Raw genomic sequence first — 17,673 nt, 5'->3', positions numbered from 1 at the left:
CCTTTGTCAACGGCGGGTGTCTGCACTGTGTTTCAGACCACCCGTTTTGTGGCCTTCCCGACAACTTACGTTGCCGGGCGGCACCGGGTGCGCCGCCATCTCACTCAGCGACCCGTCGCGTCCCGGGCGCGGACGCCTCCTCGATCGCGAGGAGTTCGTCGAGGCGGGCGGGTGTGCGTCGCCGGACGTCGTGTCGCCACAGAAAACGGTTCAGCGAGGCCGTTATCCGGGTCGACAGCTTGCGTGATTCCGCGGCCTCCGACACCTCCGGCAGATCGGGCAGGGGGCCGCCGTGCCACAGGCCCAGTGCCGTCGCGAGTACGGGCACGATCTGGATGGCCGCCAATTCGTAGCCCGCCGCCGACGGGTGGAAGTGGTCGGAGGAGAACATCCGGTCGGGCGCCGCCAGGAACTCGGGGGCCAGCAGGTCGGCGAGTGCCACCGGGTGGCCGCCCGCCGCGCTGGTCGCGGCCGCCTGCGCCCGGGCCAGTCGCAGCCCCCAGGTCCGGACCACGGTCCGCAGGGGCTGCGGAATCGCCGTCACCACCCCCAGGTCGGGGCACGTTCCGACGACGACGGCGCAGTCGTGGGCGCGGAGCCGTTCGACGGCCTCGCCGAGCCTGCGCGCCGACGCCCGGATGGAGTTCTTGCTCGTCACATCGTTGGCGCCGACCAGGATCACCGCGGCGTCCGGCGGCGGCCCGGCGACGAACATCGCGTCCACCTGCCCGCTGAGCCCGCGGGACGTGGCGCCGCCGATGGCCTTGGTGCTCAACCGGATCCGCTTGCCCGTCTCGTCGGCGAGGCGCCGCGCGATCTGCACGCCGGGCACCTCCTCCGCCGACAGGCAGCCCACCCCGGCGGCCGTGGAGTCGCCGAAGATCATCAGATGGACGTCGTACGGAGTGGTCCGCAGCCAGCGTTCGGGCCCCGCGGCGCCGGGGGAGTAGACGCCGTCGGCCTCCGGCGGCTTGGCGACGTTGTGGCCGATCACCCCGCGGGCCGCCGTCGCCTGCGACATCAGATACGAGTACGCCGCCCACGACAGCGTGCCTGCACTCGAACCTGCCACGACAGCCGCGGCGCCGGCCTTCACTCCGGACTGCCAGGTCCTCTTGGGCACTGGTCTCACCTTTCCGCTACCTGGTGCTCATCTCACGGGTTCCAGCGGACTGCGTCCGCACCAATCTAGTCGGATCGGGGCCCCCGTGCCGGACGTCTGTGAGCATCGGATCAGGGCATCTGGGAGCATGGAGGCATGCGCATCGCGGAACACGTCGTCGACCTGATCGGCAACACCCCTCTCGTCAAGCTCTCTTCCGTCATCGGTGAGAACCACGGGACCGTTGCAGCCAAGATCGAATACCTCAACCCGGGTGGAAGCTCGAAGGACCGCATCGCGGTCAAGATGATCGACGCCGCGGAGGCGTCGGGCGAGCTGAAACCGGGCGGGACCATCGTCGAACCCACGTCCGGCAACACCGGCATCGGCCTCGCGCTGGTGGCCCAGAAGCGCGGATACAAGTGCGTGTTCGTCTGCCCCGACAAGGTCAGCGAAGACAAGCGCAACGTCCTCAAGGCCTACGGCGCCGAGGTCGTGGTGTGCCCCACCGCGGTCGCGCCCGACCACCCGGACAGCTACTACACCGTCTCCGACCGGCTCGCCCGCGAACTGCCCGGCGGCTGGAAGCCCAACCAGTACTCCAACCCGGGCGGCCCGCAGAGCCATTACGAGACCACCGGCCCCGAGATCTGGGCCGACACCGACGGCAAGATCACCCACTTCGTCGCGGGCGTCGGCACCGGCGGCACCATCACCGGCACCGGCCGCTACCTCAAGGAGGTGTCCGGCGGCAAGGTCAAGGTCATCGGCGCCGACCCCGAGGGCTCCGTGTACTCGGGTGGCACCGGCCGTCCGTACCTGGTCGAGGGAGTGGGCGAGGACTTCTGGCCCAGCGCCTACGACCCGTCCATCCCCGACGAGATCATCGCCGTGTCCGACGCCGACTCCTTCGAGATGACCCGTCGCCTCGCCCGCGAGGAGGGCCTGCTGGTCGGTGGCTCCTGCGGCATGGCCGTCGTCGCCGCGCTCGAGGTCGCCAAGCGTGAGGGCCCCGACGCCGTCATCGTCGTTCTGCTGCCCGACGGTGGCCGCGGCTACCTGTCGAAGATCTTCAACGACAAGTGGATGGCGTCCTACGGATTCCTCCGCACCCCGCTCGACGGCAAGCCCGACGAGAAGACCGTCGGCGACGTGCTGCGCGGCAAGTCCGGCGAACTCCCGGACCTCGTCCACACCCACCCGTCCGAGACGCTGCGCGACGCCATCGAGATCCTCCGCGAGTACGGGGTGTCCCAGATGCCCGTCGTCGGTGCCGAGCCGCCCGTCATGGCCGGTGAGGTCGCGGGCAGCGTCACCGAGCGCGACCTGCTCAGCGCCGTGTTCGAGGGACGCGCACACCTGGCCGACCCGGTCGAGAAGCACATGAGCAAGCCGTTCCCGCTCATCGGTTCGGGCGAGCCCGTGTCGGCCGCCACCAAGGCGCTCGGCGACACCGACGCGCTGATGGTCGTCGACGACGGAAAGCCCGCGGGCGTCATCACCCGGCACGACCTTCTCGGTTTCCTCAGCGCCGGCTCCTAGCCGACACGTCGAGGGCACGACGCGAGAAGACTGGTCCCCGCTGCGGACGGAACGTACGGTGCACAGCGGGGCGCCGGTCCGGTGTCCGTGAGGGGGAGTTCACAGTGAGTGCTCGTCTGCGTCGTGTCCTGGTGGTCCCGGTGGCCCTGCTCGGGTTCGCCGTCGCCGGATGCGGGAACAGCATCGACGGTGCCGCCGTCGCACAGCCGGGATCGACGGACGTCGGATCGGTGTCCTCGGGCACGTCGCCTTCGGAGGCGTCCGCCGACTGCGCTGCGCTGACGAAGGCGCTCGGACGGCTCGTCTCGGACCGGCCGCATCTCACCGAGGCCGTCCTCCCCGGATCGACCGACCCGACCTGCTCGTGGTCCAAGGGGCCGACCAACGTGATGAGCACCCTCACCGCGTCGGTCCGGCCTCAGGTCACCGATCCCGCCGTCATCGTCGAGATGCGGAACGGGACGAACGTCGTCGCCGACCCCCGGTCCGCCGCGTTCGGCGGGGTGGTCCTCGACGTCGTGGCCATGGCCCTGCTCACACCGGAGCACAGCATCATCGTCAACGCGCTCGACCCCTCCGTCAGCGACGCGACCAAGCTCGACGTCGCCTTCGCCATCGCGGAGTATCTGGAGAATTAGGTCCCCACTAGGCTGGGGCCATGAGTGAGCAGCGCAGCAAAGCGGACAACATCAGCTGGCAGGGGTTCTCCACCAAGGCCGTGCACGCAGGATTCGACCCGGACCCGCAGACGGGCGCCGTCAACGTCCCCATCTACGCGAGTTCGACGTTCGCACAGGACGGCGTCGGCGGCATGCGGAACGGGTTCGAATACGCCCGCACCGGCAACCCCACCCGACGACCGCTCGAGGCCAACCTCGCCGCCCTGGAGTCGGGCACGTACGGTCGCGCGTTCGGCTCGGGCATGGCCGCCACCGACTGCCTGCTCCGTGCCGCGCTCCGCCCCGGTGACCACCTCGTCATCCCGAACGACGCCTACGGCGGAACGTTCCGCCTGATCGACAAGGTCTTCACCCAGTGGGGCATCGAGTACACGCCTGCCGCGGTGTCCGACGTGGACGCGGTCCGGGCGGCCATCCGGCCGAACACCAAGCTCGTGTGGGTCGAGACGCCCACCAACCCCCTCCTCAACATCGGTGACATCGAGGGACTGTCCGACATCGCGCACGAAGCCGGCGCGAAGATCGTCGTCGACAACACGTTCGCGTCGCCGTACCTGCAGCAGCCGCTGCAACTCGGCGCCGACGTCGCGCTGCACTCGACCACCAAGTACATCGGCGGGCACTCCGACGTCGTCGGCGGCGCACTCGTCACCAACGACGAAGAACTCGACACGGCGTTCGCGTTCCTGCAGAACGGTGCCGGCGCGGTCCCGGGACCGTTCGACGCGTTCCTCACCCTCCGCGGTATCAAGACCCTGTCGCTGCGCATGGAGCGGCACAGCGACAACGCCGAGAAGGTCGTCGAACTGCTCAGCGGGCACTCCGCGGTGTCGCAGGTCATTTACCCCGGGCTCGAGTCGCACCCCGGCCACAAGGTCGCGGAGAAGCAGATGCGCCGCTTCGGCGGCATGATCTCGGTCCGCCTCGCCGGCGGCAAGCAGGCTGCGCTGGACTTCTGCTCGCGCACCGAGATCTTCACACTCGCCGAGTCGCTCGGCGGCGTCGAATCGCTCATCGAGCACCCGGGCGCCATGACCCACGCATCGACCGCCGGTTCGCTCCTCGAGGTGCCGGACGACCTGGTGCGCCTGTCCGTCGGCATCGAGGACGCCGCCGATCTGGTGGGCGACATCGAGCAGGCGCTGAAGTAGGCGGCTTCGCCGCCCGTGCGTGGTTAGGGAGTCTCTGCACTCGGTAACCACGCACGGGGCGCGGAGCGCCCTATGCTGGCCCGCGTGGAGCCTGTCACGCTGGATCAGATCAGAGCGGCTCGTAAGCTGCTGGACCCCGTCATGCGCCGGACGCCGGTGATCGCGTCCCGGGCGCTGTCGGAACGATGCGGGCACGTCGTGTCGCTGAAGTGTGAAAATCTGCAGCGCACAGGATCTTTCAAACCTCGTGGTGCATACAACCGGATCGCGAACCTGTCGGTCGCGGAACGGGCCGGCGGGGTCGTGGCGGCCAGTGCCGGCAATCACGCGCAGGGCGTGGCCTGGGCGGCCACCGAACTGGGCATCGCGTCCACCGTCTTCATGCCCACCGGTGCACCCCTGCCGAAACTCGTCGCCACCAAGGCGTACGGCGCGACCGTCCACCTCACCGGCGACACGGTGGACGACGCGCTCGTCGCCGCGAAAGCGTACGCCGACGAGACCGGCGCCGTCCTCATCCATCCCTTCGACCACATCGACGTCGTCGCCGGGCAGGGGACCGTCGGACTCGAGATCCTCGAGCAGGAACCCGACGTCGGCACCATCGTCGTCCCGACCGGCGGGGGTGGCCTGATCGCGGGCATCGCCGCCGCGGTGAAGGCCACGCGGCCCGACGTGCGGATCGTCGGCGTCCAGGCCGAGCAGGCGGCAGCCTGGCCGCGGTCGCTGGCGGAGGGTCGCCCGATTCCGCTGGAGACCATGTCGACCATGGCAGACGGTATCGCGGTCGGCCGCCCCGGCGACGTGCCGTTCGCTCACGTCGGCTCCCAGGTCGACGCCATCGTCACGGTCAGTGAGGACGCACTGTCGCGGGCGCTGCTCCTGTGCCTCGAGCGCGCGAAGCTCATCGTGGAGCCCGCGGGCGCGGCGGCGGTCGCCGCGTTGATCAGCTGCTCCACCGAAGAGCTGGGACTCACCGGCAAGGTGTGCGCGGTGCTGTCCGGCGGCAACATCGACCCGTTGCTGCTCACCCACGTCGTCAATCACGGTCTCCGCGCGGCCGGCCGGTATCTCGGTGTGCACGTGACCATTCCGGACCGACCGGGTGGTCTGGTCAGTCTCCTCGGCGTGATCAGCGGCAACGGCGCCAGCGTCGTCGACGTCGTCCACTCCCGCACCGGCGGCGCGCTCGCGCTCGACGAGGTGGAGGTGTTCCTCACCGTCGAGACCCGCGGCCCCGGGCACCGGCAGGATCTCCTCGAGGCCCTCCGCGACGCCCGGTACGCGGTCCGACTGCAGGAATAAGGCCGGACCTAGCTCGGCCACCCGCCCAGGGTGATCACCCGGAACTCCTGATCGACCAGCCGGGCCGGCAACTCCAGGTTGGTGAGCCAGTCGACCGCGCCGCCGCCCATCCCGACCGCCGCCGTGCTCGACGCGTGCGCCGTGGTGCAGGACCCGGCGACCACCGACACGGTCCGCCACAACGACACGGAGTCGGGGTGCAGGGGCTTGACGGTGCTGGCGGTCGCGACGGCCGCACCGGACGGGATCGACACCTGGCAGGTGGGATCGCCCGGCAGATCCTGGACCTGGACCTGCCAGCCGCCCGGCGGTGTGGTCCCGGCCGTGGCGATGTCGCCGCCGAGCGCGACCAGGACGCCGCACCCGAGCAACTCCGCCGTCGTCGACGCGCAGTGGTCGGCGGAACTCGCCCGCGCGGTGGCCGTCAGGTCGAGTTCCACCCCGGCGGGGAGCGTGACCTCGGTGCCGTCGACGGTGATCGACCGCCACGAGTGGGGTGCGGGCGCCGACACCGTGGGGTCGAGGGCGCCGTCGGTGGTGCGCGCCGCGGCAAGGGCGTCGGTGAGGAACCGCGCGAACATCGGGGTCACCGTGTTCGGGCCCTCGTCGAGCCCGCGGATCTCGGCGTCGGCGCGGTCCCGGTTGACGGCGGCGTCGGCGGCCGCGAGGTAACCGCGGATCAGGTTCGACGCCGAGCTCAGGGCGTCGGGGTCGGTGACGACGATCCGTGCGTGCACACCCCAGGTGGACCATTCCGTTGCGCTACGTGCGCTGGTCATGTGGTGGTTCTCCGGTTGCGGGATCTCAGGAACCGCTGGACACGGCGTCCGGTGCGCCGAATCCGGCCGAGACGAGGGGCGCCGCCACCGTCGAATCGGGGGTCGCAGGATCCGCGGCCGCCGCCATACCGCCACCGGCGACCAGTCCGGCGATTCCGGCTGCCGCCAACACGCGGCGAACGGGAAGCAGGCGGGAAATCCGTCGGTCTTCACTCATGCCGACCAGCTTCCCCGACGAACCTTAGAACAACCTGGGAAGAATCTGACTCTCCGCGCCGAGTGCGCAGTCGTGCCCGACAGCCACCGCTGTGACGGAGTCGTCACTACGATCGGATCCGTGATCGCGGACCATGACGAACTGCTCGATGCCGCTCTGGGTGTGCTGCGGGAGCGCGGCCCCCTGTCCGACCGGGAGCTGACAGTCGCGCTTGCGGATTCGGGCTGGGGAGGTGTCGACGACCTGATCGACTACGTGGAGGAGTTCGACGCGCCGCTTCTCGGAACTCTTCCCGACGACCGACGGGTGGCGCTCGACGTTCTGCTCGCGGGCCGCGTCCTCACGCACCGCCTCACCGCGGAGGAGATCGCGGCCGACGTCGTGGAGCCGGACGATTTCGGCGCACTCATGCACCTCGCATCCGGGGAGCCTGACGTCGACGGCTTCGAGGTCGTGTTCTTCGAGGACGAGGCCGACGAACTCGCCGCGAGAGGAGGCGTCGGCGCGAGCTGGTCGGACGAGGAGGTGCTCGTCCTTCCCCGGGGCACTCTCGCGCAGTGTTCTCCCGGGGATCTTCTGGCGGTGATCGCCTCGGACAGCGGGGTGCGCCTCGACTTCGTCGGCGAGCCGGTTGCGGACGCTCCCGAGCTTGCGCAGCGGCTCACTCGTCGGCTGGGCGAGAGCCCGGTGCTCGATCTCGAGGAGGAGGTCTGGCACCTCCTGGTCGACGATCCGGCGGCGTTCACCGCGCCGGCGCTGCCGTTGGCGGACATAGTCGAGGCCGCCGGCCTCGACAGGTCCGGGCAACTCGTCGCGGTTCGCGGATTCGATTTCGAGGCCTACGCCCGGGACCTGATGATCGGCGTGTACGCCGACGAACTCGGGGTGCCGATGGATGCGGCGGTGGCCGTCGCCGCGCTGGTGTCGCTGGTCACGGCGCTCGAGGAAGACGAGAACCAGGACATCCAGGCGAGGTTCTTCGACAAGCCGGAGCTCTACGCGGCCCTCGCCGATCCGGCTGTCATGGAAGTCGCCGCGCAGGAGTTGTTCGACTTGGACGTCGAGCCCGAGGTGCTCCTGCTCGCCGCGCAGCGGCTCCTCGTGTCGGGACCGCGCGAAGTGAAAGCCGCCGCGTCGTGGATCGCCGGCCGGGCCACCGAGATGGAGGGCTTCCCGAAACAGGCCGAAGAACACTACGAACACGCTCTCGTCCTGGATGGAGCGTTCGATCTCGCTCTCTTCGACCTCGCCCGTTTCGCCTCGGACCGCGGCGATGCCGTCCGCGGGCTGTCATTGCTGAACCGGATGGCCGGCGGGGATGCAGAGCCGCTGCACGCGGTGCTCGAATACTTTCAGCCGACGCCGCGGCCGGGGCTGGGGCGTAACCATCCCTGCTGGTGCGGGTCGGGAAGGAAGTACAAGACGTGCCACCTCGGCAAGGGTGACCATGCCCTGTCCGAGCGGGCCGGGTGGCTGTACCAGAAGGCGAAGTTGCACGCGCAGGAACTCGGCTGGCGCGATCAGATCGTCGAGTACGCCGAGATCCGTTCCGAGAACTGGGTGGGCGACGCGGCGCTGTTCCAAGCGTTGGAGGACCCTCTGGTCGCCGACGTCGCACTCTTCGAGGGCGGTGCGTTCGCCGACTTCGTCGAGTGCCGCGGCGACCTGCTGCCCCCGGACGAGTTCGCGCTCGCGCGGCAGTGGCAGGAAGTCGAACGGTCGCTGCACGAGGTGGAGGAGGTCCGGCCGGGTGCGGGTCTGACACTGCGGGACCTGCGCACCGGCGACCGGCGCGACATCAGGGAAGTCACCGGAAGCCACCAATTGCACGCCGGGAATCTGATCTGTGCGCGCGTCGTCCCGGCGGGCGACACGTGGCAGATCTTCGGGGGAATCGAACCGATCTCGCAGGCTCGGCGCGCGTCACTCCTCGCGGCGTTGGACGACGAGACCACGGATCCGGCGTACCTGGTCGAGATCCTCAGCGAGCGATTCGTGCCGGTGACTGGGTGATCGAGTCGGCAGGATTCGCCGGGTGCCGCTATCCCGCAGGTCACGGTAGGAAACGGATCAATCCCGCAGAATCGCCTCGGATCTGCTGTGCCCCGTCGTAACGTGAACTCACTCGGTTAGGTGCACCGAGGAGGAGGAGCGCACGTATGTCAGTTGATGCAGCGGCGATCATCGTGGCGATCACCACCGCAGCGGGGGCCATCGTTCAGGGAGCGGACATACCGCAGCCGGTGAAAGATCAGGCAGCAGAAGCAATTCAGGTGGTCGAGCAGGCCTCACCCGACGTTCAGAAACAGGTAAACGACGCAATATCGACCCTCCCGGATCCGGCCCGTGCGCAGGCCGAGCAGATGGTGGCGCAGGCCTCGGATGTCGTGAAGCAGGCAACCGACCCCTACATTCCGCCGCCGCCTGCCCTGGAGGCGGCGCCGCCGCCTGCCCCGGTTCCGCCGCTGGCCCTGCCGGACACCCCGCTCGACCAGCCGCCCGTGATGAGTGCCCCCGACGTCGGAACCGCGATCGGGGGCCTCGCCGCTCTGCCGGGCGTGCCGGCGCTCATCAGCGGACTCGGATCGCTGATCCCGTCCGTGCCCGCCGGGTTTCCGGGTGTCTCGCTCGCGCCCGTCGGCGCCATCGCCGTCTTCGCGCCGTGGATCCGCAAGGCCGGATCGCTGTGCGAGGGCATCAAGCCGCCGACGCTGGCGGCCCTGTACTCGGTCGAGAACGGGTTCCGGTACGGCGCGACGTCGCCGGTGTCCCGGGCGGGTGCCCGCGGCCCCGGTCAGTTCATGCCCGACACCTGGGCCAAGTACGGCAAGGACGCGGACGGCGACGGCAAGGTCGATATCAACGGCGTCGCCGACCCGATGATGGCGTCCGGTCAGATGCTGTGCGACCTGTTCGGGCAGATCGACGGGTGGAAGAAGGAGGGCGTGGTCAAGGGCGACACCCTCGACCTCACGATCGCCGCCTACAACGCCGGTGGAGGTGCCGTCCGGACCGCCGGGGGCATGCCCGCCGGCAAGTTCGACTACGAGCACGAAACGCAGCCGTACGTCGCACGCATCCGATCGCTCGAGGAATCGTTCGCGCGGATGCTGTCGCCGTTCTTCTACGGTGCGGCCGCCGGTGACACGAGCCGCGTCGTGGAGGCGGCCATGCGGTTCATCGGCCTGCCGTACGTGTGGGGCGGCGGCAACATCAACGGACCGTCCGGCGGCGGATTCGACTGCTCGGGGCTGACCTCGTTCGCCGTGTACGCCGCCACCGGCATCGCACTGCCCCGCACGTCGGAAACGCAGTGGAATGTCGGTGTGGAGGTGCCGCTGTCGGAAGCCAGGCCCGGGGACCTGCTGTTCGGAAACTGGCAGTCGGGTGGGCCGGGTCACGTGGCGATCTACGTCGGAAACGGACAGATGCTGCACGCCCCGACGACGGGAGACGTGGTGCGCATCGGACCCGTGTTCGCCGACATGAAGGCCCGCCGGGTCTTCTGATCACATCCGCAGGGCTCTATGCAGAAAACTCCGGCCCGGGCACTGGGCCCGGACCGGAGTTTTCGGCGGTTGATCCGAGATCAGCTGTGGTACGGCTCCGCGCTGACGAGCGTCACCTTCATGCTGCTGCCGTTGGGCAGCGTGTATTCGCGGGTCTCGCCGACCTTCGCCTCGAGCAGTGCGCCACCCAGCGGGGAGTTGGGCGAGTACACCTCGAGCTTGTTGTCGCGTGCACCCTCTTCGCGGGTCGCGATCAGGAACGTCTCGGTGTCCTTCTCGTCGCCGTCGTAGTAGACCTTCACCACGGAACCGGGCAGTGCGACACCGGACTGGGTGGGGGCCTCGCCGACCTTCGCGCTGTTCAGCAGTTCCTGGAGCTGACGGATGCGCGCTTCCTGCTGACCCTGCTCTTCGCGGGCCGCGTGGTAGCCACCGTTCTCCTTCAGATCGCCCTCTTCGCGACGCTCGTTGATCTCGGCGGCGATGACCGGACGATTGGCAATGAGCTGGTCGAGTTCGCTCTTGAGCCTGTCATGTGACTCCTGGGTCAGCCAGGTCACCTGGGTCTCGGTCATCTCGATCACTCCCTCGTAGTTGGAGCCGCCGGGCTCCCTCGACAGACCACTGCAACAGCAGTGATCAACGGCTCGGCGGATTCGACGGCCGGGGCCGTTCGTGTTCCGCCTTGCCGCCAATGCAGCAATACACGGTTCCAAACGGAACCGTGTACCAGGCGATTCTAGCACGATCGGGGAGCGCAAACCCCGAATAACCCGAACGGTCGCTCGGCTGCGCGGGTGTCAGCCGCCGGTCAGATAGGCCGGAACGTCCAGGCTGCAGCCGTAGATGTCGCCCATCGCAGGGGGGCGCGACGTGTAGACGGGAGCGGTGACTTTCACCGTCTGGCTGTCGCCGCCGGCGATGTACACCTCGCGCCGGCCGGTCTCGGAACCGTCCTTGGAGCGGGAGCGGACGATGCATACCGCGGCGCGGGACGGATCCTCCCGGGTGACCGTGAACGTGATGTCGAGCTGTGACTCACTCACCAGATCGAACGACGTGGCTTCACTGTCGATCTCGGAGACGGCGAACTTGTTGTATGCGACGAACGCCACGATCACGCCGACGACGACGACCGCCGCGGAGAGCGCCCACACGAGCCAGCGCTTCGGGCGCGCAGGCTTTGCCGCGGCTGTGTATCGGCCCGGGGGAAGCGTTCTCGTCATCTCTCAACTCTCGTACCGCTCCGGTTCCACGTAACTCACAGCACTCGAGCGGGGGCACGGCTGCAAGCGGAACTCTCGGGTGGAACTATAGAGGACGTGCGTCGGTGCGCCGTCAGCGATGGCGGAGGCGAGAGCGCGCGACACGGACAAGCCGGCAACGGCTACTGGCGAAGTTGAGGTGAACGAATACGTGAGCGGATTCCGGCTCATGGCCGTCCATGCGCATCCCGACGACGAGTCGAGCAAGGGTGCGGCGACAACGGCCCGTTACGCCGCAGAGGGCAACGAAGTGAAGGTCGTGACGTTGACCGGTGGTGAACGCGGCGACATCCTCAACCCCGCGATGGACGTGCCCGGGGTGCGTGACCGCATCCACGAGGTGCGCATCGAGGAGATGGCCGAGGCCGCCCGCATCCTCGGAGTCCAGCACCAGTGGCTGGGATTCGTGGACTCCGGACTGCCGGAGGGCGACCCGAAGCCGCCGCTGCCGGAGGGTTGCTTCGCGCTCGTTCCGCTCGAGGAGTCGACCGAGGCGCTGGTGCGCGTCATCCGCGAGTTCCGTCCGCACGTCATGACCACGTACGACGAGAACGGCGGCTACCCGCACCCCGATCACATCCGCTGCCACGAGGTGTCGATGGCCGCCTACGAGGCCGCCGCCGACCCGGAGCAGTTCCCCGACGCCGGGGAGCCGTGGAAGGTGCAGAAGGTCTACTACTCGCACGGCTTCATCCGGAAGCGCCTCCTGCAGTTCCAGGAGGAGTACGACCGCCGCGGCGAAGAATTCCCGATGGCCGAGTGGCTCAAGAAGTGGAAGACCGAGCAGGGTGACCTGATGGCGCGCGTCACCACCCAGATCACGTGTGGCGATTATTTCCCGCAGCGTGACGACGCGTTGCGCGCCCACGCGACGCAGATCGACCCGAACGGCTCGTTCTTTGCGGTTCCGCTCGAGATCCAGCAGAAGATCTGGCCGACCGAGGAATTCGAGCTCGCCAAGACGCGGGTCACGACCTCCATCCCGGAGAGCGATCTGTTCGCGGGCATCCACGAGGACGGACAGCAGTGAATGCGTTGACGGTGAACATCGTGGCCGGCGCGGTGGACATCCTGGCGCAGACGCCGAGCACCCCGTCCGGTCCCGAGTTCGGCAAGGCGTCGCCCATCGGCCTCGTCGTCATTCTCGCGCTGCTCGCGGGCGTGGTGCTGCTGGTGCGGTCGATGAACAAGAAGCTCAAGAACCTGCCCGAGACGTTCGAGCCGGAACACCCCGAACCGGACCAGGAAGTGGACGAGGGCACCGACCGCGGCGCGATCCACGGCGGCGGCGCGGGCAAGACCGAACCGCCGAAGCCCACGGACACTCCGCCGAACCTGCAGAAGTAGTCGAACAGGAGCTGGACATGGACCCACGCGAACACAACACGCTCGGTGGGTCCACGAGCCCCTATCTGCGGCAGCACGCCGACAACCCGGTGCACTGGCAACAGTGGGGTCCCGAGGCGACCGAGTGGGCGCGGGAACGGGACGTCCCGATCCTGCTGTCGATCGGATACTCGGCATGCCACTGGTGCCACGTCATGGCCCACGAGTCCTTCGAGGACGAGTCGGTGGCGTCACTGATGAACGAGCATTTCGTGTGCGTCAAGGTCGACCGTGAGGAGCGTCCCGACCTCGACGCCGTATACATGAACGCCACGGTCGCGATGACCGGCCAGGGCGGCTGGCCGATGACGTGTTTCCTCACCCCGGACGGGGCCCCGTTCTACTGCGGCACCTACTATCCGGCCGAACCGCGCGGCGGGATGCCGTCGTTCACCCAGCTGCTGGGGGCCATCGCCGACACGTGGCGGGACCGCCGCGGCGACGTCGACGACGCGGCCGCCTCGGTGGTCGCGGAACTGCGGCGCGGAGCCGGCGGCGTCCCCGAGGGTGACGTCCGGGTGACCGCGGCCCTGCTGGACGCTGCCGCCGGGACCGTGCTGCGCGACGAGGACGCCGAACGCGGCGGGTTCGGGGGAGCCCCCAAGTTCCCGCCGTCCGCGCTGATGGAAGGCCTGCTGCGCACGTACGAGCGGTCCGGTGACGCCGACGTACTCGGCGTTGTGACGCGGACGGCGTCGGCGATGGCGCGCGGCGGCATCTTCGACCAGCTCGGCGGCGGTTTCGCCCGCTATTCGGTCGACGCCGCGTGGGTGGTGCCGCACTTCGAGAAGATGCTCTACGACAACGCCCAGCTGCTGCGCGCCTACGCGCACCTGGGCAGGCGCACGGGCTCGGATCTGGCCGTCCGCGTCACCGAGGAGACCGTCGAGTTCCTGCTGCGCGACCTGCGCACGGAAAACGGTTCGTTCGCGTCCGCCCTCGACGCCGACACCGAGGGCGTCGAGGGGCTCACGTACGTGTGGACCCCGGAACAGCTCGCCGAGGTCCTCGGGCCGGACGACGGCGAGTGGGCGGCCCGGGTGTTCGCGGTGACCTCGGACGGGACGTTCGAGGCCGGCGCGTCGGTGCTGCAACTCCCGCGCGACCCGGACGACTGGGACCGTTGGCACCGGATCCGGGACACACTGCTCGCCCGTCGCGCGACGCGGCCGCAGCCGGGCCGCGACGACAAGGTGGTCACCGCCTGGAACGGCCTCGCGATCACCGCACTGGCCGAGGCCGGCGCCGGTCTCGGCAGACCGGATTGGGTGGACGCCGCCGCCGTGTGTGCGCGCGCGGTGCTGGACCTGCACGTCGTGGACGGTCGCCTGCGGCGGGCGTCCCTGGGAACGTCGGTGGGCGAGTCGGCCGGGGTGCTCGAGGACTACGCGTGCCTGGCGACGGGGCTGCTCGCGTTGTATCAGGCGACCGGCGGCACCGAATGGCTGGCGCACGCGCAGTCGCTGCTCGACCGCGCACTGATCCATTTCGCCGACGACGAGCGTCCCGGCAGCTGGTTCGACACCGCCGACGACGCCGAAACCCTCGTGACCCGTCCCCGCGACCCGGTCGACGGTGCGACGCCGTCCGGGGCGTCGTGCCTGGCGGAGGCGCTGCTCACCGCGGCCGCGGTGGCCGACGCGGACGCCTCGGGCCGGTACGCGGCCGCGGCCGCCGCATCATTCGACCGGGTGGCGCTACTGCTGGAGCGCGCGCCGCGATCGGCCGGGCACTGGCTCGCGGTGGCCGAGGCCTCGGTGCGCGGCCCGATCCAGGTGGCGGTGGCCACCGACGGCGATTCCGCGCTGCTGCGGGAGGCGCGCAGACTCGCTCCCGGCGGTGCCGTCGTGGTCGGCGGCGAACCGGACTCGTCGCCGCTGCTCGCCGACCGGCCGCTGGTCGGCGGTGCGTCGGCGGCGTACGTGTGCCGCGGGTTCGTGTGCGACCGCCCGGTCTCGACGACCGAGGATCTCGCCGCCGCGTTGAGCCGGTAGTCCGGCCTACCGGAACACCACCAGCCACACGGCGATGTAGTGGCACAGCGCCGCGATGACGGTGGCGGCGTGGAAGAACTCGTGATGCCCGAACGTGGTGGGCCACGGATTGGGCCACTTGGTGGCGTAGAGGATCGCCCCGACCGAGTACAGGATGCCGCCGATCAGCAACAGCAGCATCGGGAGGACCCCGACCTCGTGCGTCAGTTCGGGTGCCACCGGGACGATGGCCCAGCCGAGCAGCAGGTACAGCGGCACCCCGACCCAGCGCGGCGCCGTCGGCCACAGCATCTTCAGCGCGACCCCGGCGAGTGCCCCCGCCCACACGACTATCAGCAGCGTCCGGCCCGTGTCGGGCGGCAGCCCCAGCACCGCGAACGGGGTGTAACTGCCCGCGATGAACAGGAAGATCATCGAATGGTCCGCGCGCTTCATCCATGTGCGGGCCGCGACGGTGTTCCAGTGGATGCGGTGGTAGGTGGCGCTGACCCCGAACACACCGCACACCGTGAGGCTGTAGACGGCGGTGGCGAGCGCCGCTTCCCCGGACACCTGGGTGCCCGACAGCGTGACGAGGACGAGGCCGGCGATGACGGAGACGCCGAACGCCCACAGGTGGATCCACCCTCGCAGTCGGGGCTTGACGGGTAGTTCGTCGAGGCCGAAAGCGGTCACTGAACACCTCTTCTCACTGTGCGTGGCGCTAACCTACGCAACCGTAGGTTAGCTTGTGGTGAGAGCGTACCCGTCGGTAGCAGGAAGTCGTGCGCTGTGTGACGGCCGTCGCGGATCACCTACGGCCGCGGCGTAGTCTTGCCTGTCATGGTGATCTCCAGGTGAGTGCGCGAGGACTGCTGTACAGCATCTACGAGCGTCGGCTACTGAAGCGGCTCGACGGTCTACAGCACCCCCGGCACATAGCCGTGATGTGCGACGGCAACCGGCGGTGGGCCCGGGAGAACGGCTTCGAGGACGTCAGCCACGGCCACCGCATGGGCGCCCTCAAGATCTCCGAGATGCTCGGCTGGTGCGACGCCGCGGGCATCGAGATGGCCACCATCTACCTGCTGTCCACCGAGAACCTGCGCCGCGACCCCGAGGAACTCGACACCCTGCTCGAGATAATCACCGACGTCGTCGAGGAGATCTCCGGACCGGACAAGAACTGGAGCGTCAAGATCGTCGGCGCCCTCGACCTCCTGCCCGCCGAACAGTCTCGTCGTCTGCGGGACGCGGCCGCCGGAACCGAGGGTCGCACCGGCACCCACGTCAACGTCGCGATCGGCTACGGCGGGCGCCAGGAGATCGCCGACGCCGTGCAGTCGCTGCTCAGCGAGAAACTCCTCGCCGGACTGGCGGGCGACGAACTCGTGAAATCGATCACCATCGACGGCATCGACGGCCACCTCTACACATCCGGCCAGCCCGACCCCGACCTCGTGATCCGCACGTCGGGGGAGCAGCGGCTGTCGGGGTTCCTGCTGTGGCAGAGCGCGTACTCCGAGATCTGGTTCACGGAGGCGTACTGGCCGGAGTTCCGCCGCGTCGACTTCCTGCGGGCGCTGCGCGACTACGCCGCCCGGCACCGCCGCTTCGGCGTCTGACGTGAGCGGCGAAGCGTGCCGGAACACACTTCGCCACTCACCTACAGCTTGCGCAGGCGCAGCCGGTTGATCGAATGATTGGCATCTTTGCGGAGCACGAGCGTCGCGCGCGGCCGCGTCGGCAGGATGTTCTCCACCAGATTCGGCCGGTTGATGTTGTGCCAGATCTCCTGCGCGGCAGACGTCGCGTCCCGGTCGGACAGTCCGGCGTAGTGGTGGAAATGCGCGTCGGGGTCGGAGAACGACGTCTTCCGGAGCGCGAGAAATCGCTGGATGTACCAGTTCTCGATGTCCTCGATCCGGCCGTCGACGTAGATCGAGAAGTCGAACAGGTCCGACACCATCAGCCGGGGCCCGGTCTGCAGCACGTTGAGACCCTCGATGATGAGGATGTCCGGCTGCCGGATCAGATGGTACTGACCGGGGATGATGTCATACGAGATGTGCGAATAGACCGGTGCGGCCACTTCTTCGGCCCCCGACTTCACCTCGGTGACGAAGCGCAGCAGCTTGCGGCGGTCGTAACTCTCGGGAAAGCCCTTGCGGTGCATGATTCCGCGGCGGTTCAACTCGGCCGTCGGGTACAGGAAGCCGTCCGTCGTCACCAGGTCGACCCGCGGATGGTGCTCCCAGCGCGCGAGGAGCGCCTGCAGGACACGCGCCGTGGTGGACTTGCCGACCGCCACGCTGCCTGCGACGCCGATCACGAACGGCACCTGCTGGTCGGGATGCTTTTCGCCGAGGAACGTCGCGGTCGCGGCGAACAGTCTCTGCCGGGCCGCCACCTGCAGGTGGATGAGACGCGACAGCGGCAGGTAGACCTCCGCGACCTCTTCGAGGTCGATCTGCTCGCCGAGACCCCGCAGTCCGTACAGCTCTTCCTCGGTGAGGACGAGCGGCGTCGACTTACGCAGTGTGCGCCACTGTTTCCGGTCGAATTCGACGTACGGACTGGACTCGCTCGTCCGCGCCATCAGTTCCGCTCACACTCGGGTACACGGGGGAGTGAGCGGTCCATGCCCAGAATCTCTGCCGTCGTCGTCGCGCTGGCGAGTAGCGGTTGCATAGTCGGATTGTGCTTGGTGCCACAGGCTGCGCTGTCGGCGGGTCAGGCAGACGTGTCTGCGACTAAGGTCGGA

At 68.9% G+C, this 17,673-nt stretch carries 17 protein-coding genes; 10 read left to right on the top strand and 7 right to left on the bottom strand.

Annotated elements, in window-relative coordinates; all coding sequences use genetic code 11:
* Positions 1-100: 100 nt before the first annotated feature.
* Complete coding sequence (locus JWS13_RS11960; protein WP_206005714.1) at positions 101-1,123, bottom strand: SGNH/GDSL hydrolase family protein; 1,023 nt, start codon at positions 1,121-1,123, stop codon at positions 101-103.
* 135 nt (positions 1,124-1,258) lie between these two features.
* Between JWS13_RS11960 and JWS13_RS11955 the strand changes: the two genes are divergently transcribed.
* From JWS13_RS11955 to ilvA, 4 genes are all read left to right on the top strand, one after another.
* A complete protein-coding gene (locus JWS13_RS11955) occupies positions 1,259-2,644 on the top strand; it encodes a cystathionine beta-synthase (RefSeq protein WP_124389412.1) in 1,386 nt (461 codons plus the stop codon).
* A 104-nt stretch (positions 2,645-2,748) separates the two neighbouring features.
* Entirely contained in the window at positions 2,749-3,282 is a 534-nt protein-coding gene (locus JWS13_RS11950; RefSeq protein ID WP_206005713.1) for a hypothetical protein, read from the top strand.
* A gap of 20 nt (positions 3,283-3,302) precedes the next feature.
* Positions 3,303-4,475, top strand: a complete 1,173-nt coding sequence (locus tag JWS13_RS11945; RefSeq protein ID WP_206005712.1) for a cystathionine gamma-synthase — start codon at positions 3,303-3,305, stop codon at positions 4,473-4,475.
* Positions 4,476-4,547: 72 nt separating this feature from the next.
* Positions 4,548-5,780 (top strand): threonine ammonia-lyase, encoded by a 1,233-nt coding sequence (ilvA, locus tag JWS13_RS11940; protein WP_206005711.1) that lies wholly within the window; start codon positions 4,548-4,550, stop codon positions 5,778-5,780.
* Between the two features lie 8 nt (positions 5,781-5,788).
* On the opposite strand, the gene JWS13_RS11935 is transcribed toward ilvA, so the two are convergent.
* Positions 5,789-6,559 carry an FAD:protein FMN transferase gene (locus JWS13_RS11935; protein ID WP_206005710.1) on the bottom strand — a complete coding sequence of 257 codons (771 nt, stop codon included), beginning with the start codon at positions 6,557-6,559 and terminating at the stop codon, positions 5,789-5,791.
* Positions 6,560-6,584: 25 nt separating this feature from the next.
* A complete protein-coding gene (locus JWS13_RS11930; protein WP_009479096.1) occupies positions 6,585-6,776 on the bottom strand; it encodes a hypothetical protein in 192 nt (63 codons plus the stop codon).
* Between the two features lie 120 nt (positions 6,777-6,896).
* Here JWS13_RS11930 and JWS13_RS11925 point away from each other — a divergent pair, with 120 nt between their 5' ends.
* Both JWS13_RS11925 and JWS13_RS11920 read left to right on the top strand, forming a co-directional pair.
* Positions 6,897-8,789: a YecA family protein gene (locus tag JWS13_RS11925; RefSeq protein WP_206005709.1), complete on the top strand. Its 1,893-nt coding sequence runs from the start codon at positions 6,897-6,899 to the stop codon at positions 8,787-8,789.
* Between the two features lie 146 nt (positions 8,790-8,935).
* On the top strand, positions 8,936-10,285 hold the full coding sequence (locus JWS13_RS11920) for a bifunctional lytic transglycosylase/C40 family peptidase (protein WP_206005708.1): 1,350 nt from the start codon (positions 8,936-8,938) through the stop codon (positions 10,283-10,285).
* Between the two features lie 80 nt (positions 10,286-10,365).
* Here JWS13_RS11920 and greA read toward each other — a convergent pair whose 3' ends face one another.
* Both greA and JWS13_RS11910 read right to left on the bottom strand, forming a co-directional pair.
* Positions 10,366-10,860 carry a transcription elongation factor GreA gene (gene greA / locus JWS13_RS11915; protein ID WP_005238978.1) on the bottom strand — a complete coding sequence of 165 codons (495 nt, stop codon included), beginning with the start codon at positions 10,858-10,860 and terminating at the stop codon, positions 10,366-10,368.
* Positions 10,861-11,085: 225 nt separating this feature from the next.
* Positions 11,086-11,511 (bottom strand): DUF4307 domain-containing protein, encoded by a 426-nt coding sequence (locus tag JWS13_RS11910; protein WP_206005707.1) that lies wholly within the window; start codon positions 11,509-11,511, stop codon positions 11,086-11,088.
* 190 nt (positions 11,512-11,701) lie between these two features.
* Between JWS13_RS11910 and mca the strand changes: the two genes are divergently transcribed.
* Genes mca through JWS13_RS11895 form a run of 3 tightly spaced genes read left to right on the top strand, consistent with a single transcriptional unit; the run spans position 11,702 to position 14,930 of the window.
* Entirely contained in the window at positions 11,702-12,580 is an 879-nt protein-coding gene (gene mca / locus JWS13_RS11905) for a mycothiol conjugate amidase Mca (RefSeq protein ID WP_087555983.1), read from the top strand.
* Positions 12,577-12,897, top strand: coding sequence for a hypothetical protein (locus JWS13_RS11900; RefSeq protein WP_206005706.1), 321 nt, complete (start codon positions 12,577-12,579; stop codon positions 12,895-12,897). The genes mca and JWS13_RS11900 overlap by 4 nt, the downstream gene beginning before the upstream one ends.
* A 17-nt stretch (positions 12,898-12,914) precedes the next feature.
* The gene (locus JWS13_RS11895) at positions 12,915-14,930 is read left to right on the top strand and encodes a thioredoxin domain-containing protein (RefSeq protein ID WP_206005705.1); all 2,016 of its coding nucleotides are present in this window, start codon (positions 12,915-12,917) and stop codon (positions 14,928-14,930) included.
* Between the two features lie 6 nt (positions 14,931-14,936).
* On the opposite strand, the gene trhA is transcribed toward JWS13_RS11895, so the two are convergent.
* On the bottom strand, positions 14,937-15,605 hold the full coding sequence (trhA, locus tag JWS13_RS11890) for a PAQR family membrane homeostasis protein TrhA (protein ID WP_124389422.1): 669 nt from the start codon (positions 15,603-15,605) through the stop codon (positions 14,937-14,939).
* A gap of 161 nt (positions 15,606-15,766) precedes the next feature.
* On the opposite strand from trhA, the gene JWS13_RS11885 reads away from it, so the two are divergent.
* Positions 15,767-16,534 carry an isoprenyl transferase gene (locus tag JWS13_RS11885; RefSeq protein WP_124389423.1) on the top strand — a complete coding sequence of 256 codons (768 nt, stop codon included), beginning with the start codon at positions 15,767-15,769 and terminating at the stop codon, positions 16,532-16,534.
* A gap of 41 nt (positions 16,535-16,575) precedes the next feature.
* On the opposite strand, the gene coaA is transcribed toward JWS13_RS11885, so the two are convergent.
* The gene (gene coaA, locus JWS13_RS11880) at positions 16,576-17,508 is read right to left on the bottom strand and encodes a type I pantothenate kinase (RefSeq protein ID WP_124389424.1); all 933 of its coding nucleotides are present in this window, start codon (positions 17,506-17,508) and stop codon (positions 16,576-16,578) included.
* Between the last annotated feature and the right edge of the window lie 165 nt (positions 17,509-17,673).

It is taken from the genome of Rhodococcus pseudokoreensis, assembly GCF_017068395.1.
Taxonomy (GTDB): Bacteria; Actinomycetota; Actinomycetes; order Mycobacteriales; family Mycobacteriaceae; genus Rhodococcus_F; species Rhodococcus_F pseudokoreensis.
Note: the sequence above shows the minus strand (reverse complement) of the source record. Positions and strands in the feature narration are given on the sequence as shown.